Consider the following 21,298-nt stretch of genomic DNA (forward strand, 5'->3'; position numbering starts at 1 on the left):
CGCGCGCCGCATTGCTGCGGCACGCGCCTGGCCGGGGTCCGAAGGGTGGCCGGTTCAGTCGTTGTCGGGCGTGCCCAGCGCGCGGTTGATCCGCAGCGCGATCAGCGTGGCCACCACGCCGGAGAGCAGGTACAGGCTCACCGCGGCCAGCCCGAACAGCGACGACAGCCCCAGCGCCACCAGCGGCGCGAACGCGGCGCCGAACAGCCAGCCGAAGTCCGTGGTCAGCGCGGCGCCCGTGTAGCGGAACTTGGTGTCGAAGTTCGACGTCACCACGCCGGCCGCCTGCCCGTAGGACAGGCCGAGCAGCCCGAATCCCACCAGGATGAAGATGTCCTGCCCGGTCGCCCCGCCATCGAGCAGCCACGGCGCGGCCAGGCTGAACAGGCCGATCAGCACCGCCATCGTCGCCAGCGTGGTGCGGCGGCCGATACGGTCGGCCAGCCAGCCGGAAATCAGCGTGCCGATGAACGCGATGCCGGCGCCGACAATCTGCACGGCCAGCACGTCGCTGATCGCCTGCGTCTTGTGCAGGCTCACCCACGACAGCGGAAACACGGTCACGAGGTGGAACAGCGCATAGCTGGCCAGCGACGCAAACGCGCCCAGGAAGATGTTGAAGCCCTGCGCGTTCACCATCTGCAGCGTGCTGATCGGCTCCAGTTCGTCCTCTTCCAGCAGCCGCGTGTATTCGTGCGTCACCACCAGCCGCAGCCGCGCGAACAGCGCCACCACGTTGATCGCGAACGCCACGAAGAACGGATAGCGCCAGCCCCAGTCGATGAACTCGGCCGGCGTCAGGCTCACGCTCAGGAACAGGAACAGCGCGCCGGCGACGATGAAGCCGGTCGGGGCGCCAAGCTGGCCCACCATCGCGTACCAGCCGCGCTTGTTCTCGGGCGCGTTCAGGGCCAGCAGCGACGGCAGCCCGTCCCACGACCCGCCGAACGCAATGCCCTGCAGGAAGCGGAACAGCGACAGCAGGTAGATGGCCGCGCTGCCGATGGAGGCGTAGGACGGCAGGAACGCGATGCCCACCGTGGCCGTGCCCAGCAGGAACAGCGACGCCGTGAGCTTGGTGCCGCGCCCCCAGCGGCGCTGCACGCGCATGAACAGGGCCGTTCCAAACGGGCGTCCGATAAACGCGAACGAGAAGATCGCGAAGCTGAATAGCAATCCCGCCAATTCGCTTGCGAACGGGAAGTAGACCGACGGAAAGACCAGCACCGACGCGATGCCGTAGACGAAGAAATCGAAGTACTCGGAAGCGCGGCCAATCACCACGCCAGTGGCGATTTCGGCAGGTGCCACCTCATGGTGGCCGGGCGCCGGAGGTGCAGTCGGCGACGCGCGATGCTGGTGAGTCAGACTTGCCATCTGAAAGTCTCCATCGAGTGCGGAAGGAATGTCGTACTGCACTTAAAGTCCCGCAGTCACAAGAATAGCGCCTAAACTGCCATTGGAAATCAGAAGATTGCTACGGCAGTCCGAGATCGACGTGAATCAAACGCCACTTCCAAGACCATGCCACGCTCCGAAGCTGTAGTGCCGAAGTTAAGTGTGACGGGAAAATTACTTGCGAGAAGTGCCGCAATCGCCCTATTGCTGGCGCTTGCGGGATGCAGCAACGCGGTCCTGCTGTCGCCCCAGGGCGACATGGCCGTCCGGCAGCGCGACCTGATCATCATCGCCACCTGCCTGATGCTGCTGATCATCGTGCCGGTCATATGCCTCACGCTGCTCTTTGCGTGGCGTTACCGCGAGAAAGGCGACGCGCCGTACAACCCCGAGTGGGACCACTCCACGGTGCTGGAACTGGCCATCTGGGCCGCCCCGCTGCTGATCATCATCGCGCTGGGCGCCGTCACCTGGGTCAGCACCCACCAGCTCGACCCCTACCGCCCGCTGACCCGCATCGACGAAGGACGCCCCGTGCCGGCCGACGTCAAGCCGCTGACCGTGGAAGTGGTGGCGATGGACTGGAAATGGCTGTTCCTCTACCCCGAACAGGGGATCGCAACCGTCAACGAACTGGCCGCGCCGGTGGATCGCCCGATTGCCTTCAAGATCACCGCCACCTCGGTCATGAACACGTTCTTCGTGCCGTCGCTGGCCGGCATGGTCTACGCGATGCCCGGCATGGAGACCAAGCTCCACGCCGTGATCAACAAGGCCGGCGTCTACGAGGGGCTATCCGCCAACTACAGCGGGGCCGGCTTCTCGCACATGACGTTCAAGTTCCACGGCTTGGCCGACGCCGATTTCGACCGCTGGGTGGCGCAGGCCAAGGCGTCTGGCACGCAGTTGTCGAAGGACGCCTACCTGAAGCTGGCCCAGCCTAGCGAGCGCGAGCCCGTGCAGCGCTACGCCAGCGTGGCGCCCGACCTTTATCACCTGATCCTGAACCGCTGTGTAGACGGCGGCGCCTGCCTGGCGGACACCATGGCCCAGAACCGGAATCCCGGCCGGCTGAGGTTCGATCCGTCATCGGCCATCTGCACCGCGAGCAACACCCCGGCCGCCGCGCCGGCGTTCGCGCCAGATACCGCGTCGTCCGGCGAGGGCAACCGGCTGTTGCGCTGATGCGCGGCGCCCGCATTGCCGCCCCCGCCCGTACTGCCGGCAGGACAACCCCGTTTCAACATTTGCCGTCTTCATCGGCCCTCGCGGGCCGGTACCGGCCCAGGTGACAACCATGCCCGAGCGTTCCGAACTCGCCAATACGATCTTTGGCCGCCTGACCTGGGAGGCCATCCCGCTGCACGAGCCGATCCTGATCGGCACCTTCGCCGTCGTGGTGCTGGGCGGCCTGGCCTTGGTGGCGCTGCTGACCTACTACCGCGTCTGGGGGTACCTGTGGCGCGAGTGGTTCACCAGCATCGACCACAAGAAGATCGGCATCATGTACATGGTGCTGGGCATCGTCATGCTGCTGCGCGGCTTTGCCGACGCGATCATGATGCGGATCCAGCAGGCCATCGCCTTTGGCGACAACCTGGGCTACCTGCCGCCGCACCACTACGACCAGATCTTCACGGCGCACGGCGTGATCATGATCTTCTTCGTGGCGATGCCGCTGGTCACGGGGCTGATGAACTTCGTGGTGCCGCTGCAGATTGGCGCGCGCGACGTGGCGTTCCCGTTCCTCAACAACTTCAGCTTCTGGATGACCACGGGCGGCGCCATCCTGGTGATGATGTCGCTCTTCGTCGGTGAATTCGCGCGCACGGGCTGGCTGGCCTATCCACCGCTGTCGGGCATCCTGCACAGTCCGGACGTGGGCGTCGACTACTACATATGGGCGCTGCAGGTGGCGGGCGTGGGGACCTTGTTATCGGGGATCAACCTGCTGGTGACGATCGTCAAGATGCGCGCGCCGGGCATGACGCTGATGCGCATGCCGATCTTCACGTGGACGTCGCTGTGCACCAACGTGCTGATCATCGCCGCGTTCCCGGTGCTGACGGCCGCGCTGGCGCTGCTGTCGCTGGACCGCTACGTCGGCACCAACTTCTTCACGGCCGACCAGGGCGGCAGCGCCATGCTGTACGTGAATCTGATCTGGATCTGGGGCCATCCCGAGGTCTACATCCTGGTGCTGCCCGTGTTCGGCATCTTCTCGGAGGTCACCGCCACGTTCTGCCGCAAGCGCCTGTTCGGCTACGCGTCGATGGTCTACGCCACGGTGGTGATTACCGTGCTGTCGTACCTGGTGTGGCTGCACCACTTCTTCACCATGGGGTCCGGCGCCAGCGTGAACTCGTTCTTCGGGATCACGACGATGATCATCTCGATCCCGACCGGGGCCAAGATCTTCAACTGGCTGTTCACGATGTACCACGGCAAGATCAAGTTCGAGGCGCCGATGCTGTGGACGGTGGGCTTCATGGTCACCTTCGTGATCGGCGGCATGACCGGGGTGCTGCTGGCGGTGCCGCCGGCGGACTTCGTGCTGCACAACAGCCTGTTCCTGATCGCCCACTTCCACAACGTGATCATCGGCGGCGTGCTGTTCGGGCTCATGGCCGGCATCTACTACTGGTTCCCCAAGGCGTTCGGCTACCGGCTGGTGGCGTCGTGGGGCAAGGCGTCGTTCTGGTTCTGGCTGGTCGGCTTCTACTTCGCGTTCATGCCGCTGTACTGGCTGGGCATGCTCGGCGTCACGCGCCGCGTGAACCATTTCGACGACCCGACGCTGCAGCCCTGGTTCGTCACCGCCGCGTTCGGCGCGTTCCTGATCGCGTGCGGCATTGCCTGCTTCATCATCCAGCTGGTGGTCAGCTTCCGGCGCCGCGAGGAACTGCGCGACACCACGGGCGACCCCTGGAACGGCCGCACGCTGGAATGGTCCACGTCGTCGCCGCCGCCGCAGTACAACTTCGCGTTCACGCCGGTGGTGCACGACACCGACGCCTGGTGGCAGATGAAGCAGCACGGCTATGTGCGGCCGCTGGAGGGCTTCATCCCGATCCACATGCCCAAGAACACGGCGGCCGGCATCGTGCTGGCGGGGCTGTCCACGCTGATGGGCTTCGCGCTGATCTGGCACATCTGGTGGCTGGTGATCGCGTCGTTCGCGGCCACGGTCATCGCGGCAATCATCCATACCTTCAACTACAAGCGCGACTACTACATCCCGACCGAGGACGTGGTCCGGACGGAGGCGGCGCGCACCCAACTGATGGCAGGCCATGGCTGATACCACCCTCCCCCTCCATGTGAACGACACCGCCGCGGCAGACGACGTGCCGCCCGGCGGCTACCAGTTCTACCTGACCGAGGAGCATCACCCCCAGAACGGCACGCTGCTGGGGTTCTGGCTCTACCTGATGAGCGACTGCCTGATCTTCGCGTGCCTGTTCGCCGCCTACGGCGTGCTGGGCCGCGAGTACGCGGGCGGCCCCACCGGCGCGGAGCTGTTCGAGCTGCCGCTGGTGGCGCTGAACACGTCGTTCCTGTTGCTGTCGTCGATCACGTACGGCTTTGCGATGCTCCAGCTCCAGCAGAACCGCGTGGCCGGCACGCAGATCTGGCTGGCCATCACCGGCGTGTTCGGCGCGGCCTTCCTGGCCGTGGAGCTTTATGAATTCGCGCACCTGATCCACGAGGGCGCCGGCCCCACGCGCAGCGCGTTCCTGACGTCGTTCTTCGCGCTGGTCGGCACGCACGGGCTGCACGTGACGTTCGGCATGGTGTGGCTGATCGTGCTGATGGTGCAGGTGGGCCGGCACGGCCTGATCACGGCCAACAAGCGGCGGCTGATGTGCCTGTCGATGTTCTGGCACTTCCTGGACGTCGTCTGGATCGGCGTCTTTACGTTCGTCTACCTGATGGGGACCCTGCCATGAGCGCACAAGACCATGCCCTGGACGGGCACGGCCACGACGGCCACGGCCATCATGACGAGGACATCGGGCCGCACGCCACGCTGGGCGGCTACCTGACCGGCTTCGTGCTGTCGGTGTTCCTGACAGCCATACCGTTCTGGCTCGTGATGGGCGAGGTGTTCGAGAAGTCGTCGACCACGGCGATCGTGATCCTGCTGATCGGCGCGGTGCAAATCGTCGTCCATATGATCTTCTTCCTGCATATGAACGCGAAGTCGGAAGGCGGCTGGAACATGCTGTCGCTGATGTTCACGCTCACGCTGGTGGTCATCACCCTCACGGGGTCGCTCTGGGTGATGTTCCACCTGAACAGCAACATGATGCCGTCGATGCAGCACAAGGCACCGGCCGGCGAGACGGGCGGCAAGATCGTGCCGCCCAAGACCCAGTAGCAGCGGCGCTCAGGCGGCCAGGCGGAACGTCGCCACGGCCTCCTTGAGCCGCTGGGCCTGCTCTTCCAGCGAGCCCGCGGCCGCCGCGGCCTGTTCCACCAGCGCGGCGTTCTGCTGCGTCACGGTGTCCATCTGCGTGACCGCCTGGTTCACCTGCTCGATGCCGGCGCTCTGCTCGGCCGACGCCGCGCTGATCTCGCCCATGATGTCGGTCACGCGCTTCACCGCGCTGACGATTTCCTCCATGGTCTGGCCGGCCTGCGCCACGAGTTGCGAGCCGCGCTCGACGCGATCCGCCGAATCCCCGATCAGCGACTTAATTTCCTTGGCCGCCGTGGCGCTGCGCTGCGCCAGGCTGCGCACCTCGCCCGCCACCACCGCGAAGCCGCGGCCTTGCTCGCCGGCCCGGGCCGCTTCCACCGCCGCGTTCAGCGCCAGGATGTTGGTCTGGAACGCGATGCCCTCGATCACCGAGATGATGTCGACGACCTTGCGCGACGACGTGTTGATCTCGTCCATCGTGTTGACGACCTGCCCCACCACCTCGCCGCCCTGTGTGGCCACCTCGGACGCGTTGACGGCCAGCGCGCTGGCCTGCTTGGCGCTGTCGGCGTTCTGGCGGACGATGCTGGTCAGTTCCTCCATGCTCGACGCCGTTTCCTGCAGCGACGACGCCTGTTCCTCGGTGCGCTGCGACAGGTCGGTATTGCCGGCCGCGATCTGGCTGGTGCCCGTGGCGATGGCCTCGGTGCCATTGCGCACCTCGCGCACGATGCCCAGGATGTTGTCGTTCATCTCGCGCAGCGCTTCCAGCAACTGGCCGGTCTCGTCGGTGCTGTCCACCTCGATGCGGCTGCTCAGGTCGCCGGCGGCCACGGTGCGGGCAAAGCCCACGGCGCGGTGCAGCGGGCGCGTGATGCCGATGGTCAGCCACCACGCAAACGCCACGCCGATGGCCAGCGCGATCACGCCCAGGGCGATCAGGCCGTTGCGCGCGCTTTCGTAGATGCCGTTGATCTCCAGCGCGGTGGCGTCGATGGCCGCGCGCTGGATGTCCAGCAGCTTCTGGATTTCGCCCAGGTAGGCGTCGCCGGCGGGCACGAACTCGGTATCCAGCACCTTGTTGGCCTCGTCGGTCAGGCCCTCGGCCTTGAGCTTGGTGATCTTGTCGCGCGATTCGTTGTACGGGTTGCGCACCACCAGGATGCGCTGGAACGCGGCCTTCTCGGCGTCGGACGTCAGCATCGGCTGCATCTTGTCGCGCAGCGCCGCGATGGCGTCGGTCGAATACTTCGTCTCCTTGGCAAAGAAGGCGCCCAGCGTGGGGTCGCTGCTGCGGGCCACGGCCGTGGTACGGCGCACGCTGGCATACATCAGCCGGTACCAGTCGCTGACCACGCGTTCCTTGGCCAGCGGCTCCTGCATCATCGCGTGCGTGCGGCCCGCAACCTCCTGCAGGCGCAGCACGCCCACGACGGTCATGAGCAGCGACAACACCAGCACCACGCCAAAGCCAATGCCAAGGCGCACACCAATACCAAGATTCTTCATGTCTTCTACCTGATCGATTGGGTTCGTGGCCGCCGGAAGACCGCGCGCTGCGCGTCCGGCCGCTCCGCCTGCGTCCCCGCACATCTCCATGTACGCAAGAACAGACATTGGAAGACCTAACGGACGAGCGGAGCGGAACTTGAGCGAAAACTCAGGGAAAACGCGGATTGCGGCGGCAGCGCCGCGTTGAAAGCCGTTTGTAAAGTTGGCGCCTAGCGCGACGCCTGGCCGGCCCGCGTGGGGCTGAACCAGTACGGCAGCAGCGACAGCGCCACTACGGCCACGGCGGACAGGAAGATCGCCGAATAGGTATGGGCGACGGGCCAGTCGCGCAGGTGCCCGGCGTTGGCGATCAGCCCGAAGCCCCACGACGTCAGCGCCGAGCCCAGGAACACGAACGTGTTCAGCAGCCCCAGGCCGCGCCCGCGCTTGGCCGGCGGAATCAGCGCGCGGCCCTGCGCCATGACCAGCGGATGCAGCATGCCGATGGTCGACAGCAGCGCCATCATGCCCACGCCCTGCACCACGCCGGCATCGGGCCACGCCGCCAGCACGATGCCGCCCGCCATCGACAGGCCGGCCCAGCCGCCGATGGTCGCCTTGATCGTGCTGCGCCGGACCAGCACCGGCAGCAGGAACGCCGTGGCAAAGCCGGCCAGGCTCAGCAGCGTCAGCGCCACGCCGCGCGGGCCCGCCTGCAGGCCGAACACGTCAGCCAGGTACGGCCCGCTCCACGCGTTGCGAAAGCCCGTGCCGGCGGCCATCGCCACGCACAGCGGAATCAGCGTCCAGAGCGGCCACATGCCCAGCAGCCGCGCGCTCTCGGCCAGCATCGCGCCCATCGGCGCCTGGCGCGCCTGCGCATGGCCGCCGTCGCGCACATGGCGCCACACGCCCCAGCACGCGCCCACCATGCACAGCGCCGAGATCGCCAGCGCGGGCCGCCAGCCGAAATGCTGCGAGAACCAGCCCAGCGGCGCCGTGGCGCAGAGCGCGCCGATCATGCCCATGGCGTTCGACCGGCTCACCACGCGCATGTACTGGCGCTCGGACAATTGCTCCGAAGCGTAGTGCAGCAACCCCATGAAGACCGGCGCGCAGGCCAGCCCGAGCCCCATCTGCGCCACCATCGCCAGCACCCCGCTGGGAGCCAGCACGAAGCCGATGGCCGATGCGGCGCCCACGCCGAGCAGCCACGCCGTGGGCCGGCCCACGCCGTAGCGGTCGAACGCGATGCCCACCGGGATCTGCGCCACCGCGAACGCCAGGAAGAAGCACGACGACAGCGCGCCAAACCCGGCCGGCGACAGCCCGAAATCGTGCTGCAGCTCGGGCGCGATCACGGCCAGGCAGCTCCGGTAGAACTGGCTCAGGATAAAGGCGAATGTCAGCAGCGCAATGCCGCGCGCGGCCGTGCTGTCGTCAATGGCGGGGGAAGGTTGGGGGCGCCGGTCTGCTGCCGGTTCTGCTGCCGGGGTATTCATCGATGCGCGTCGTGGAGGGCTTGCCGCCCGTGTTTCGCGTCGATTCTACGCGGGCCGCGCGCCCGTGCCGTGCCTGCGCGCGCGTGGCGGCAATTAAACCGGTCGATCACCGCGCAGCCGGCGCCGGGTTCCGCCTGGCGAAACCCAGGGCTAGCGGTCGGTCGGGTCCGCCCGGCCCAGCTTGCAGCCCCGGTCCAGGAAGTCGCTCGCATGGCCGTTGCTGCCGCGCGCCTTGTCCACGGGCTCGTCGACCACCACAAACCCGGCCGGCCCGGCCGCGGGCTTCACATAGGCCACGAACACGCCCCGGTCGGCAATGGTGCCGTCGCCAGCCTTGCCCAGCACGTCCTGCCGCACCAGCGCGAACGGGTTGACCGGCAGCGCCGCCGGCTCGGCCGGCACCAGCATCGCGCGCACCGGCTTGCCGTTGAAGCTCAGGTCCTGCCACTGCGTGCCGATATTGCCGTTGAGCAGGAATTCGCGCGCGCGGTCGCTGATGCAGTCCAGGTGGATATGGAGCTGGTCCTGGCTGCGCGACGTGCGCGCGTTGATCGCCAGCCCCAGCAGCGTGTCCGGCAGCGGACGCCCCACCGCCTTGCCGACGATGTCGCGCGCCTGCCAGCCGAACGACCACGCGTTGCGCGGGCCGTCCTGCCAGACGCGCGGGTCATCCACGCCGGCCATCGCGTGATCGGGAATCACCAGGTAGTGCGACGCGCCGATCATGTCCTTGTAGAGCACAAAGCCCTGCGCGCGGTCCACGATCACGCAGTCGGCATGGGCCGGGCTGGGCGGCACCAGGCAGCGCTGCTGCACGTTCTTCCACAGCGAATCGCGCGAAAAGCCGCCGACCAGGCGTTCGAGCAGGCCGGCATCGGCAAAGGCGGGCCCCGACGCGGCAAGCGCGAGGCCGTACAGCAGCCATCGTTTCATGGAAGCAGGCGGGTGGGGTAGCTCAGCGGGCGGTGCGTCCGCCGTAGTACGTGCCGTTGCGGGGATTCGACACCATGTAGTGGTGGTTGCGGGCCCAGCGCTGGGCCGCCAGAAAGGCGTCGGGTTCACGCTGACTCCATGCACTGACCATCAGCGGCGAAGCATCTTCCTCGGTATTGAGGTAGACCGCCGCACGATGCAGTGGGCCCCGGTCAAGGGATCCGGGAATCGTCGTGGTTCGAATCGTCACGCGCATCAGATCATGTCTTGAAGCCCAGATGCTACAGATTATGCATATCCCGGGATGACATGGGAATGACCGCGCGCGGCCCGGGGTGCGTATGTGGACAGTTCCTTGCCTATGCTGGTCAGACGGCCGCGCCGGCCCGGGCTTTCCGGGCGGATGCGGGTGTTCCCTATCGTGGCGCGCACGCCACGAAAACCCTGGTTGAGGAGGCAAGACGATGACGCAATCGTCCACATTGACCCCGGCCCGTGCCCTGGCCGACACCAACCGCGTGCATTTTCCGAACGAGAGCGATGCGTACCGGCAGGCGCGCAACGCGCTGCTGGCCGAGGAAATCGAGCTGCGCCGCCACATCGAGCGCGTGGCCGCCATGCGCCGCGCGCTGCCGCCCGGCGGAGAAGTGACGAAGACCTATCGTTTCACGGGCGAGAACGGCCCCGTCACGCTGGCCGAACTGTTCGGCGACAAGGACACGCTGGTGGTCTACAGCTACATGTTCGGGCCGCAGCGCGAGAAACCGTGCCCGATGTGCACGTCGCTGATGGCGTCGTGGGAAGGCAAGGTGCCCGACATCGAGCAGCGCGTGGCGCTGTCGATGGTGGCGCGCTCGCCCATCGACCGCCTGAAGGCCGCCAAGGCCGCGCGCGGCTGGACGCAACTGAAGGTCTACGCCGACACCGACGGCGATTTCACGCGCGACTACGTCAGCGCCGAGGACGCCGACATGCCGGCCTACACGGTCTTCACCCGGCGCGACGGCAAGCTGCGGCATTTCTACAGCGTGGAAATGAGCGGCGAGATGGCCGACCCCGGCGAGGACCCCCGCAGCGCGCCCGACCCCGACCCGCTCTGGACCCTGCTGGACACGACACCCGAGGGCCGCGGCAACTGGTACCCGAAGCTGGAGTACGGGCGGGGGTAGGTGGGGGGATGGCTGACCGATAACCTGGGTGACTTCCCTCTCCCGCCATGCGGGAGAGCGGCCGGGGGTGAGGGCAAGCGGTTCACACTGCGGCAATCGTCCTTGATCTGCCGGCCCTCACCCTAAGCCCCAACGGCGGTGCAGGATGACGCAATAGGTACAATGCCGCGTCCCATCCGTCTGCCACCTGCGTCATGCCAAACCCCAACCGGGCCTTCCTGCTCGGCCCGTTGCTGAAGGGCGTTTCCCGTTCGTTCTACCTGACCCTGCGCATCCTGCCCGCCGGCATGCGCGACCCCGTGGGGCTGGCCTATCTGCTGGCGCGCGCGGCGGACACCATCGCCGATACGTCGCTGATCCCGCCCGCGCAGCGGCTGGACCTGCTGCTGGCCCTGCGCGCGCGCATCCATGGCGATGACGATGGCGGCGCGCTGGCGCAGCGCCTTGCCGTGGAAGTCGCCGGCCAGCAGACCGATTCGAACGAGAAGCTGCTGCTGGAGTCTGTCGGTCCCGCGCTGGCGGTGCTGGCGCAGCTTTCCGCGGCCGATCGCGCTGCCGTGCAGGGCATCGTCACCACGCTGACCGAAGGCATGGAGTTCGACCTGCGCACCTTCCCCGACGAGCGCTCGGGCCAGGTGGCGGCGCTCGGCACGCTGGCGGAACTGGATCGCTACACCTACCTCGTGGCCGGCTGCGTCGGCGAGTTCTGGACGACGATGACCGACACCCACCTGCCCGGCACGTTCCGCGCGCCGGTCGGCACGATGCTGGCGCGCGGCGTGCGCTTCGGCAAGGCACTGCAACTGGTGAACGTGCTGCGCGACTGCGGCAAGGACCTGCGCATCGGCCGCTGCTACCTGCCCACGGAGATGCTGGCCCGGCATGGCCTGACCGTGCAGGATCTGCTCGATCCGCAAAGCTCGGCCCAGGCCCGGCCGGTGCTGCACGCGCTGGTGCGGGTTGCGCTCGATCATTTCCGCGACGCCATGGCGTACACGTTCGCGCTGCCGCGCACGGCCGTGCGCCTGCGGCTGGCCTGCCTGTGGCCGATCCTGATCGGGCTGGAGACGCTGGCCCTGCTGGTGGAAAACGATGCATGGCTCGACCCGGCGCGCATCAGCAAGGTGGATCGCCGGCACGTCTATCGCGTGCTCTGGCGCAGCACGGCGCTGGTCATGTCCGATTCTGCCCTGCGCAACTGGATGGACGGCATCGTCGCGCGCATCGACACAAGGTTGCGCTAAGGCATTTGCGTCCGGCATTTCCCGCCTTTGCTGGCCCGCTGTTTTCTCTTATGATGCCGCCCACCATGCCGGCCGGCGGAGAGGAGACCGCGGGCCGGTAAACCCCGCCCGGCCTCACAAGGGCCGGACGCATGTCTCATATGTCCACTCAATCGCATACAACAGCTGGCGCGCACGCGCCCGGGCTGCGCCGCACGCTGCGCGCGCGCCATCTCACCATGATCGCCATCGGCGGCTCCATCGGTACCGGCCTGTTCGTGGCCTCGGGCGCCACCATCGCCCAGGCCGGCCCCGGCGGCGCGCTGGCCGCCTACATCCTGATCGGCGCGATGGTGTACTTCCTGATGACGAGCCTGGGCGAACTGGCGGCCTACATGCCGGTCTCCGGCTCGTTCGCCACGTACGGCGCGCGCTACGTGGACGAAGGCTTTGGCTTCGCGCTGGGCTGGAACTACTGGTACAACTGGGCGGTGACCATCGCCGTGGAACTGGCCGCCGCGCAGCTTGTGATGCAGTACTGGTTCCCGGACACGCCCGGCATGCTCTGGAGCGCGCTGTTCCTGGGCCTGATGTTCGCGCTCAACGCCATCTCGGTGCGCGGCTTCGGCGAGGCCGAGTACTGGTGCGCGCTGATCAAGGTCGTCACGGTCATCGCGTTCATCGGCATCGGCACGCTGATGATCTTCGGCATCATGCGCGGCGACTTTGCGCACGTGAACGGCCTGGCCAACCTGACCACCGGCGACGCCCCGTTCGTGGGCGGCCTGCCCGCGCTGATCGGCGTGGCGATGATCGCGGGCTTCTCGTTCCAGGGCACGGAGCTGATCGGCGTGGCCGCCGGGGAATCGGCGGACCCGGCCAGGAACATCCCGCGCGCGGTGCGGCAGGTGTTCTGGCGCATCCTGCTGTTCTACGTGCTGGCCATCCTGATCATCGGCATCCTGATTCCGTACACCGATCCGAGCCTGCTCAAGACCGATGTGGAAACCGTGGGCGTCAGCCCGTTCACGCTGGTGTTCCGGCACGCAGGCCTGGCCTTTGCGGCCGGCGTGATGAACGCGGTGATCCTGACCGCCGTGCTGTCGGCGGGCAACTCGGGCATGTATGCGTCCACGCGCATGCTCTACAACCTGGCCACCGAGGGCCGCGCGCCGCGCATCTTCGCCCGGCTCACGCGCAATGGCGTGCCGCTGATGGCGCTGCTGGCCACCACGGCCGTGGGCGCGCTGTGCTTCCTGACGTCGCTGTTCGAAAGCAAGTCGGTGTGCCTGTGGCTGCTGAACCTGTCGGGCATGACCGGCTTCATCGCGTGGCTCGGCATCGCCGTGAGCCACTACCGCTTTCGCAAGGGCTTCGTGGCCCAGGGCCTGGACCTGAACCGGCTGCCGTACCGCTCGCCGTTCTTCCCGTACGGGCCGATCTTCGCGTTCGCGCTCTGCATGATCGTGACGCTGGGCCAGAACTACCAGGCGTTCACGTCGGGCAACATCGACTGGGTGGCCGTGGCCGCCACGTACGTCGGCATTCCCATCTTCCTGGCGATCTGGATGGGCTATCGCATCGCGCGCAAGTCGCGCTTCGTGCGGTATGCCGAGATGGAATTCCCCGCGCTGCCCCCGGCCAGCGCCGACGCCTCCGGGCGCGGCCTGGCCCCGGCAGCCGGTGAATAGCAGCAAAGCGGCGCGCCATTCCCGGGCGCGCCCTGGCAACACCCATAACAAGCACAACAAGCACAACGACAAGGAGTCATCCGTGAAGAAGTCCATTCGCACGCGCCTGCTGGCGCTGGCCGCCATGGCGGCGGTGCAGGCCCACGCGGCACCCACGCTGGTGGAGTCCGTCCAGGGCTACACGCTGCAGAACGACAAGATCGCCAGCTTCAGCGGCCTGGTGTTCGACCAGGGCAAGGTGCTGGCCACCGGCGACGCCGCCGCGCTGCGCGCAAAGTATCCCGATGCCCGGCGCATCGACGGCCAGGGCAAGACGCTGCTGCCGGGCCTGATCGACGCCCACGGCCACGTGTTCCGCCTGGGCTTCAAGACCACGGAGATTTCGCTCTCGGGCACCCGTGACCTGCAGGAGGCGCAGGGCATCATCCGCGCCTACGGCCAGAAGAACCCGCAGCGCCAGTGGCTGCTGGGCTATGGCTGGAACCAGGTGAACTGGAAGCTGGGCCGCTTTCCGACCGCCGCCGAGCTGGACGCCGCCGTGTCCGACCGTCCGGCCCGCCTGGTGCGCGTGGACGGCCACGCCGCGTGGCTGAACACCAAGGCGCTGCAGGCGGCCGGCATCACGCGCGATACCAAGGACCCGGCCGGCGGCCGCATCGAGCGCGACGCCAACGGCAACCCGACCGGCGTGCTGGTGGACAAGGCGATGGCGCTGGTCAACGACGTCATCCCGCCGTACACCGACGACGACCGCCGCGCCGCGCTGGCCGCCGCGCTGGCGCACATGAACGCGCTGGGCCTGACCGCCGTGGGCGACGCCGGCGTGACCGTGACCGACGACCGCATCTACCGCGAGTTCGCCGACCAGGGCAAGCTGACCACGCGCATCTACGCGATGATCCGCGACACCGGCGACGACTTCAAGGCGCTGTCCGCCAAGGGCCCGGTCATCGGCTACGGCAACGACCGCTACTACCTGCGCGCGGTGAAGCTCTATGGCGACGGCGCGCTGGGCAGCCGGGGCGCGGCCCTGATGGAGCCGTACACCGACGACCACGCGCACAGCGGCCTGCTGTTCATGAGCGACGCCGCCATGCAGGCGGCCGTGAAGACGGCCATCAAGGCCGGCTACCAGGTCAACGTCCACGCCATCGGCGACAAGACCAACCACCAGGTGCTGGACGCCATGGAAGCGGCCTACAAGGACGTGGGCGGCCGCCAGCTGCGCAACCGCATCGAGCACGCCCAGGTGGTGTCGATGCCGGACATCCCGCGCTTCAAGAAGCTGGACCTGATCGCGTCGATGCAGCCCACGCACGCCACCAGCGACATGAACATGGCCGAGGACCGCATCGGCAAGGACCGCATCAAGGGCGCCTATGCCTGGCACACGTTCCTGAAGCAGGGCACCGTCATTGCCGGCGGGTCCGACTTCCCGGTGGAATCGGCCAACCCGTTCTACGGCCTGCACGCCGCCGTGACCCGCACCGACCACGAAGGCCGCCCGATCAAGGGCTGGCACCCCGAGGAAGCGATGACGCTGCCCCAGGCATTCCGCGCGTTCACGCTGGACGCCGCCTACGCCGAGCACCAGGAAAAGACGCTGGGATCGCTGGAAGCCGGCAAGTGGGCCGACTTCATCGTGGTGGACCGCGACCTGTTCAAGGTGCCCGCGACCGACATCTGGAAGATCCAGGTGCTGGAAACCTGGGTGGCCGGCGAGCGCGTGTTCGCACGGGGGGATCAGTCGGCCAAGCGTTGATGCTTGCTTGAGGTCGCCCGGCGACGATAGCGGTACCAAAGCAGAAAGCCCCGTTGAACCAAGGTTCAACGGGGCTTTTTTTCATGCCTGCCGACACCGCTTGCGAAGTCTTCCTCAATTCAAGGGTACTGCGATTCCACAAACTGACCGATCGCAATACTGTCGCCGGTTGGGGCGGGGCAAGTGGCTCCCAACTTTGGACGGCAGACAACCATGATTTTGACGATCGGATCCTCCCGACCCGCGCCGCGAGGTGTAGTCGCCTTGATTGCGGCGCTCTGCGCGGCACTGCAGTCGGGCTGCGCCAGCACCTCGGATCAAACGCCGGTTGCGGATCCTTCGGCGACCGACATTGTCCTGCGGCCCGGGAATCCCGGCGATCCGCTCCCGGCGCAGACCACCGCAGCCGGCAGACACTGGCCCGTCGAAGTGCGCGAGGGCATCGAGCGGGTCGTCATGTTCCTGGACGCGGCCAGGGGCCAGCGGATCCACACCTTCGACAATGCCGCCATAGAGAAACTGCTCGATGTGAAATTGCACGGCGATACGAAACTGACCTCTCACATCGGCGCCACACCCTACGGCATCTCAGGCTGGCTAACGAACTACCAGGCATCGGGGGCGTCGTTTTCAGGTCAGGCAAACCGGTACCGGCCAAGTTCCGCGCTTGGCGACTACGTCTACATCCGCCTGAAAGTCTCACCGAAGAAATACTGCCTCGACCCCTATGACCTCGCCGTCTATATCGGCGGCGATTATCGCCCCTTGCACCCTGCCCCCTCTTTACACCGGGAAACGCCCGATCTTCCGAAATTCGAGCCAGCGTACGCGTGGGGAATGTTTGAACGGGGGGTGACCGGCATCCACTACGGAAGCCGCAAGATCCATATCAGCATCGAAGAACGATGTGTCTCTGAGATAGCGATCCTGCACAGGTGAGGATCATCTGGCTTGAAAGAAGACAAGAGGTCTGGCCACGCTCGCCAAACCCCTGCCAAAGCGCTTACTGCGCAGCCGGCGCCTTCTTGTGTGCCTTGGTCGACGACTTCTTCTTTGTCGCCTTGCTGTCGGTCAGCGCCGACGCGGTGCCCTGGTTCGCGCCCTGGGTGTACGGGTCGAACTTGTCGCCGGCGCGGGCGGTGTCGGGCACGTAGCCGTCCTTGTTGGTCACGCGCGCCGGGTCCGGCACATAGCCGTCCTTGTTGGTGGCGCGCATGTTGTAGTCGTACCGGTCGGCAGGGTTGGCCGGGCCGGCGGCGGTTGCCAGTCCCGGAGCCAGTACCGCCATTGCCGCTACCGCCAGTGCCATCGTGGACGCTTTCATCGACATCTCCTGCAAACGGTGGGTGGATACACATCGTGCGGAAACCGCACGGCCATCCGTAAGCGTAGCCGTCAGATAGTGAAACCGCCATCTCTGATCGCGCGCGGGGCGCAGCCGGCCGTGCGAAGCCGAAATCGTGCCGGGCGGCACGCAAGGCAGAGGGGGTCAGGGGCGCAGCAGGTCGAAACCGGCCAGGGCCACCACGCCGCTGAGGACGTCCGTGGACATGGCGCCGTTGCCCAAAATCAGGATGGCGGCGGCGGCCCACGTGGTGGCGCAGAAGAGGTAGAAACGCTTGTTCATGATGCGGCGGGGAGCCTGCGGACGGCGCGGAGGGCCGGTCCTGACTCAAAGATAGGCGAAAAGCCGGGCCCTGCGGGGCCGGCGCGGGCGTCAGTATAAACCCTGATGCCGGGGGCTCGTGTCGCGTCGCCAGACGTTACGTATTCGCCACTCAGGATGCCAGCACGCGCGGCACGGCCGACACCAGCATCGCCACGCCCGAGCCGGTCAGCAGCGTCAGCACAATGCGCCGGAAGGTGATATCGCTGATGCCGAGGTAGACCCGCGTGCCGATCAGTGTCGGCACCAGCATCGCGGGCGCCACGATGGCGAACATCGGCAGCATCTCGCGCGTGATGATGCCGGTGCCGATGTAGACGCCCATTGTCACGATCAGCGCGCCGAGGTTGAAGTTCTGGATGATGACGCGCTGCTTGTCCTTGTCGTACCCGCGCAGCGTGCACCAGAGCGTCGGCACCACACCGGTGAAGCCGCCAATGCCGCCCATGATGCCGCCGATGCCGCCGGCCACCGCGTCGGCCACGCGGCCGCCGTGATGGATCTTCGGCATCCGCGCCGCCACCAGCATGATCGGGCAGAACACGATCAGGATGGTGCCCAGGCAGAGCTTGAACAGGTTGACGTCCAGCCTGGGCAGCAGGCTCACGCCGATGGGAATGCCGACCAGGCCGCCCAGCAGGAACGGCAGCACGGCCGCCAGATGAAACTGGCGCCGCACGGTCACGGCGGCCAGCAGTTGCCCGGTCAGCGCGCCGAACACCGACATCGCCGCGGCCATGCGCGGGTCCACGCCCCAGGCCCAGAACGACATGGCGACCATGCCGAACGCAAAGCCGGACAGCCCCTGCACGAAGCCCGCAACCGCCGCGCCCAGCGCGACGATCACGATGACGGAATCCACGGCGCTGCCCCGGTGCGGAAATCAGCCGCCGATGCCCAGCAGCTCCACCTCGAAGTTCAGCGTCGCGTTGGGCGGGATCGTGCCCGGCACGCCGCGCGCGCCATAGGCCGTCGACGCCGGGCAGGTCAGCTTGGCCTTGCCGCCCACCTGCATTTTCTGCACGCCCTCGGTCCAGCACGGGATCACGCGGTTCAGCGGGAACGAGATCGGCTGGCCGCGCTTGTACGAGCTGTCGAACTCCTTGCCGTCGGTCAGCGTGCCGCGATAGTGCACCTTCACGGTGTCGCTGGCCTTGGGCGAGGCGCCCGTGCCCTTGGTCACGGTTTCGATCACCACGCCCGAAGGCAGCGTTTCGGCGGCGGCGGCCACACCCGAGGCGGTCAGCGCGACGGCAGCAAGGAACATCGGAATGGTCTTCATGGAATCCTGTCGAGTCGGGTTCTGGAGGATGGCGCCCGACGCCGCGGCGCGGCCCGGTGCCAGCCGGCAAGTGTACACGCCATGCCGGCCGGCCCCGGGGCCGCGCGGGTAGGCGCGGCACCGCCACGGCACGCCTCAGGCCACCACGCCCATCGCCGGGTCGCTGACCGAATCCTTGCCGGTCTCGATGCGGCCCGCCACGCGGCGGCGGAACGACGGCGCGATGTCGCAGCTCACCTCGAAGTCGTACCAGTTGCCGCTGTCGGCCAGCGGCCACGTCAGCTCGCCGACCTTGCCGGCTTCCACCTTCTGGCCCCACGGGCCGTCCGTGCGGTACGCCTTGGCCGCCACGCCGAACGTGCACGCCTTGTCGCTCCGGTTGTACAGCTTTACCTGCAGCACCGGCGGCTCGCACAGTTCGTAGCAGACCTGGATCTCGGCGCCAGCCGCGCCGGCCTGCTCGCTGGCATCGCCGATGAACGCGCGGTGGTAGCCGTTCGGGCCCAGCACCCAGAGGTCGTACTTGCCGTTGTCGGCCGCCACGTTCCACACGCCGTCCAGGCTCTTGCCGGCCTCCACGACGTAGCGGCGCGGGATGGCGTCCAGGTGCAGCCGGTCGTAGACGTGGAAGACCGCGCCGGCCGTGCCGTTGTTGGCGAACGTCAGCGACACGGTCCGGGCCGTGCCATCGACACGCGACGTGGTGTGCAGCTCGTACGGCAGCGCGCGCGACGGCCGCGTGCCCGTGGCCTGCGCCGGCAGCGCCGGCGTGGTGGGCACCGGAATGGCGGCCATCGCCTTCTGCGTCAGCGCAAGGTTGTCCACCGTCACCTTGGTGCTGCGGCCGGCCAGCGTCGGCAGCGGGTCCTTGTTCGGGTTGACGAAGTTGAACGCCGACGTCAGGTCGCCGCAGACCGCCCGGCGATAGGCGCCGATCTGCGGCTCCTTCACGCCAAAGCGCTTTTCCAGGAAGAGCAGCGTCGACGTGTGGTCGAACACCTGCGAATTGACGTAGCCGCCGCGGCTCCACGGCGACACCACCCACATCGGCACGCGCGGGCCCGGGCCGTAGGGCTTGCCGTCGATGGCCGACTGGGCGGCCGTGGCCGGCGTGTAGTTGTGGTACTCGAACGCCATGTCGGCGTCACTGAGCGTGCTGCCGCCGGCCAGCGAGGCATCGGCATTGCGCGACGGGGCCGACGGCGGCGGCATGTGGTCGAAGAAGCCGTCGTTCTCGTCGTAGTTGATCAGCAGCACGGTCTTGCTGAAGACCTCGGGGTTGGCCGTCAGCGCGTCCAGCACCTGTTGCACGTACCAGCCGCCCTGCGCCGGGCTGGACGGCCCCGGATGCTCGCTGTAGAGCGACGGCGGGATGATCCACGAGATCTCGGGCAGCGTGCCGTTCTGCACGTCGTCGCGGAACGACTGCAGCAGCCCGTCGGGCATCGTGTTGCCAAAGCCCCTGGCCAGCGGGCTCAGCGCGTCGTCGATGGCCGGGTCGTAGGCGGGCGACGTGCCCGGCAGCGCCACGGGCCGGCGCGCCACCGGCATCGACTCGATGGCCGCGCGCCAGTGGCGGAAGCTCATCATCTCGTTGCAGCCGTAGTTGTCGGCCAGGCTCTGGTAGACCTTCCAGCTCACGCCGGCGTCGACCAGGCGGTCCGCGTAGGTCTTCCACGTCCAGCCCTGCGTGGACGGCCCCACGTCGTTGCCGCCGTTGAACTCGTTGACCATGGCCGCCACGTTGGCGCCGCTGGGGCCATTGGTGCCGGTCCAGTAGAACAGCCGGTTCGGGATGGTGCCCGTGTGCATCGAGCAGTGGTAGGCGTCGCACAGCGTGAACGCATCGGCCAGCGCGCGCTGGAACGGAATCTCGGCCGTGTCGTAGTACGACATCGACAGCCGGTTCTTGGCCACGGGCCAGCGGTTCATGCGGCCGTGGTCCCACGCGGCCTGGGCGTCGGGCCACGTATGCGGCGTGCTGCCGGCGCGCTGCGCGTTGCCCAGTGAGCCGTCCAGCCGGTACGGGGTGATCGTGTTGTTGGTGGCGTCGGTCTGGAAGAACGCGTTCTGGCCGTTGGCCAGCGGGATCGCAAAGCGGTCGCCATAGCCGCGCACGCCCTTGAACGTGCCGAAGTAGTTGTCGAACGAGCGGTTTTCCAGCATCAGCAGCACCACGTGCTTGACGTCCTGGATGGTGCCGGTGGCGTTGTTCGCCTCGATGGCCAGCGCCCGGCGGATGCTGGGCGGGAACGATGCCAGCGTGGCGGCGGCGGCCGCGGTGCCGAGCGTGTTGCGCAGGAACTTGCGCTTGGATGGGTTGAATGTCATGCGGGGAGCGTGTCGGTTGGGTGGGATCGGTGCAGGCGCGGCGCCTGCGTCACGGTGCCGGCGCGCAATGCGCCGTGGTGCAGGCGGCGGGCGGCTTGGTGCCGCCGCCGTCGTTGCCGCCACCCGTGGCCGGCGGCGGCGTGGGCTGGCCGCCGCTGTTGTTGTTGTCATCGCCGCCGCAGCCGCCCAGCAGCAGCGCCAGGCACAGCACGCCGGCGCCAAGCAGCGGCCTGTGCATGCGCGAATGAACAGGTTTCGTGAGGATCATGGTCGAGGTCAGGTTGGTTCGCGTCACTGGTCCGGGCGTCGAAGCACCTTGCCGCCCGTGCACATCCCGGCCGCCTTTGTCCTCCAATGTCTTGTCTGACAACGATTACCCCCCGGTGGAGGGGTATCGGCGGGCGAGACGTGGAAGTCTGGACGCTTG

At 67.4% G+C, this 21,298-nt stretch carries 20 protein-coding genes; 9 read left to right on the forward strand and 11 right to left on the reverse strand.

Annotated features, from left to right (window positions below):
• Nucleotides 1-54 precede the first annotated feature (54 nt).
• On the reverse strand, nt 55-1,377 hold the full coding sequence (locus EPAKOI_RS24605) for an MFS transporter (RefSeq protein ID WP_124685652.1): 1,323 nt from the start codon (nt 1,375-1,377) through the stop codon (nt 55-57).
• Nucleotides 1,378-1,524: 147 nt separating this feature from the next.
• Here EPAKOI_RS24605 and cyoA point away from each other — a divergent pair, with 147 nt between their 5' ends.
• The 4 genes from cyoA (at nt 1,525) to cyoD (ending at nt 5,779) form a co-directional block, all read left to right on the forward strand.
• Nucleotides 1,525-2,583: a ubiquinol oxidase subunit II gene (gene cyoA / locus EPAKOI_RS24610; protein ID WP_124685653.1), complete on the forward strand. Its 1,059-nt coding sequence runs from the start codon at nt 1,525-1,527 to the stop codon at nt 2,581-2,583.
• A gap of 112 nt (nt 2,584-2,695) precedes the next feature.
• On the forward strand, nt 2,696-4,699 hold the full coding sequence (gene cyoB / locus EPAKOI_RS24615) for a cytochrome o ubiquinol oxidase subunit I (RefSeq protein ID WP_124685654.1): 2,004 nt from the start codon (nt 2,696-2,698) through the stop codon (nt 4,697-4,699).
• Entirely contained in the window at nt 4,692-5,348 is a 657-nt protein-coding gene (gene cyoC, locus EPAKOI_RS24620) for a cytochrome o ubiquinol oxidase subunit III (protein WP_124685655.1), read from the forward strand. The genes cyoB and cyoC overlap by 8 nt, the downstream gene beginning before the upstream one ends.
• Complete coding sequence (cyoD, locus tag EPAKOI_RS24625) at nt 5,345-5,779, forward strand: cytochrome o ubiquinol oxidase subunit IV (RefSeq protein WP_124685656.1); 435 nt, start codon at nt 5,345-5,347, stop codon at nt 5,777-5,779. The genes cyoC and cyoD overlap by 4 nt, the downstream gene beginning before the upstream one ends.
• Before the next feature lie 9 nt (nt 5,780-5,788).
• Here the strand turns inward: cyoD and EPAKOI_RS24630 are convergent, their stop codons facing one another.
• From EPAKOI_RS24630 to EPAKOI_RS24645, 4 genes are all read right to left on the reverse strand, one after another.
• Nucleotides 5,789-7,330 (reverse strand): methyl-accepting chemotaxis protein, encoded by a 1,542-nt coding sequence (locus EPAKOI_RS24630; protein ID WP_124685657.1) that lies wholly within the window; start codon nt 7,328-7,330, stop codon nt 5,789-5,791.
• A gap of 212 nt (nt 7,331-7,542) precedes the next feature.
• Nucleotides 7,543-8,814 (reverse strand): MFS transporter, encoded by a 1,272-nt coding sequence (locus tag EPAKOI_RS24635; RefSeq protein ID WP_423193974.1) that lies wholly within the window; start codon nt 8,812-8,814, stop codon nt 7,543-7,545.
• A 150-nt stretch (nt 8,815-8,964) separates the two neighbouring features.
• Complete coding sequence (locus tag EPAKOI_RS24640) at nt 8,965-9,747, reverse strand: CDP-diacylglycerol diphosphatase (protein WP_423193975.1); 783 nt, start codon at nt 9,745-9,747, stop codon at nt 8,965-8,967.
• Nucleotides 9,748-9,769: 22 nt separating this feature from the next.
• Entirely contained in the window at nt 9,770-10,003 is a 234-nt protein-coding gene (locus EPAKOI_RS24645; RefSeq protein ID WP_124685660.1) for a CDP-diacylglycerol pyrophosphatase, read from the reverse strand.
• 208 nt (nt 10,004-10,211) lie between these two features.
• On the opposite strand from EPAKOI_RS24645, the gene EPAKOI_RS24650 reads away from it, so the two are divergent.
• The 5 genes from EPAKOI_RS24650 (at nt 10,212) to EPAKOI_RS24670 (ending at nt 16,531) form a co-directional block, all read left to right on the forward strand.
• Nucleotides 10,212-10,916 (forward strand): DUF899 family protein, encoded by a 705-nt coding sequence (locus tag EPAKOI_RS24650; protein ID WP_423193976.1) that lies wholly within the window; start codon nt 10,212-10,214, stop codon nt 10,914-10,916.
• 194 nt (nt 10,917-11,110) lie between these two features.
• Nucleotides 11,111-12,160 carry a phytoene/squalene synthase family protein gene (locus EPAKOI_RS24655; RefSeq protein ID WP_423193977.1) on the forward strand — a complete coding sequence of 350 codons (1,050 nt, stop codon included), beginning with the start codon at nt 11,111-11,113 and terminating at the stop codon, nt 12,158-12,160.
• Between the two features lie 140 nt (nt 12,161-12,300).
• Nucleotides 12,301-13,830 (forward strand): amino acid permease, encoded by a 1,530-nt coding sequence (locus tag EPAKOI_RS24660; RefSeq protein ID WP_423193978.1) that lies wholly within the window; start codon nt 12,301-12,303, stop codon nt 13,828-13,830.
• Between the two features lie 82 nt (nt 13,831-13,912).
• A complete protein-coding gene (locus EPAKOI_RS24665; protein ID WP_423193979.1) occupies nt 13,913-15,592 on the forward strand; it encodes an amidohydrolase in 1,680 nt (559 codons plus the stop codon).
• A gap of 213 nt (nt 15,593-15,805) precedes the next feature.
• Nucleotides 15,806-16,531, forward strand: coding sequence for a hypothetical protein (locus EPAKOI_RS24670; RefSeq protein ID WP_423193980.1), 726 nt, complete (start codon nt 15,806-15,808; stop codon nt 16,529-16,531).
• Nucleotides 16,532-16,595: 64 nt separating this feature from the next.
• Here the strand turns inward: EPAKOI_RS24670 and EPAKOI_RS24675 are convergent, their stop codons facing one another.
• From EPAKOI_RS24675 to EPAKOI_RS24700, 6 genes are all read right to left on the reverse strand, one after another.
• Nucleotides 16,596-16,916 carry a hypothetical protein gene (locus EPAKOI_RS24675; protein ID WP_124685666.1) on the reverse strand — a complete coding sequence of 107 codons (321 nt, stop codon included), beginning with the start codon at nt 16,914-16,916 and terminating at the stop codon, nt 16,596-16,598.
• 165 nt (nt 16,917-17,081) lie between these two features.
• Nucleotides 17,082-17,219 (reverse strand): hypothetical protein, encoded by a 138-nt coding sequence (locus EPAKOI_RS24680; protein ID WP_423193981.1) that lies wholly within the window; start codon nt 17,217-17,219, stop codon nt 17,082-17,084.
• A 151-nt stretch (nt 17,220-17,370) separates the two neighbouring features.
• On the reverse strand, nt 17,371-18,120 hold the full coding sequence (locus EPAKOI_RS24685) for a sulfite exporter TauE/SafE family protein (RefSeq protein ID WP_313839785.1): 750 nt from the start codon (nt 18,118-18,120) through the stop codon (nt 17,371-17,373).
• A 21-nt stretch (nt 18,121-18,141) separates the two neighbouring features.
• Nucleotides 18,142-18,540, reverse strand: coding sequence for an FKBP-type peptidyl-prolyl cis-trans isomerase (locus EPAKOI_RS24690; RefSeq protein ID WP_124685668.1), 399 nt, complete (start codon nt 18,538-18,540; stop codon nt 18,142-18,144).
• Between the two features lie 135 nt (nt 18,541-18,675).
• Nucleotides 18,676-20,871, reverse strand: a complete 2,196-nt coding sequence (locus tag EPAKOI_RS24695; RefSeq protein WP_423193982.1) for a phosphocholine-specific phospholipase C — start codon at nt 20,869-20,871, stop codon at nt 18,676-18,678.
• Between the two features lie 49 nt (nt 20,872-20,920).
• Nucleotides 20,921-21,139, reverse strand: a complete 219-nt coding sequence (locus EPAKOI_RS24700; protein ID WP_124685670.1) for a hypothetical protein — start codon at nt 21,137-21,139, stop codon at nt 20,921-20,923.
• Nucleotides 21,140-21,298 lie beyond the last annotated feature (159 nt).

Origin of the sequence: Cupriavidus sp. H18C2, assembly GCF_049393795.1 — a bacterium.
GTDB classification, from domain to species: domain Bacteria; phylum Pseudomonadota; class Gammaproteobacteria; order Burkholderiales; family Burkholderiaceae; genus Cupriavidus; species Cupriavidus pauculus_C.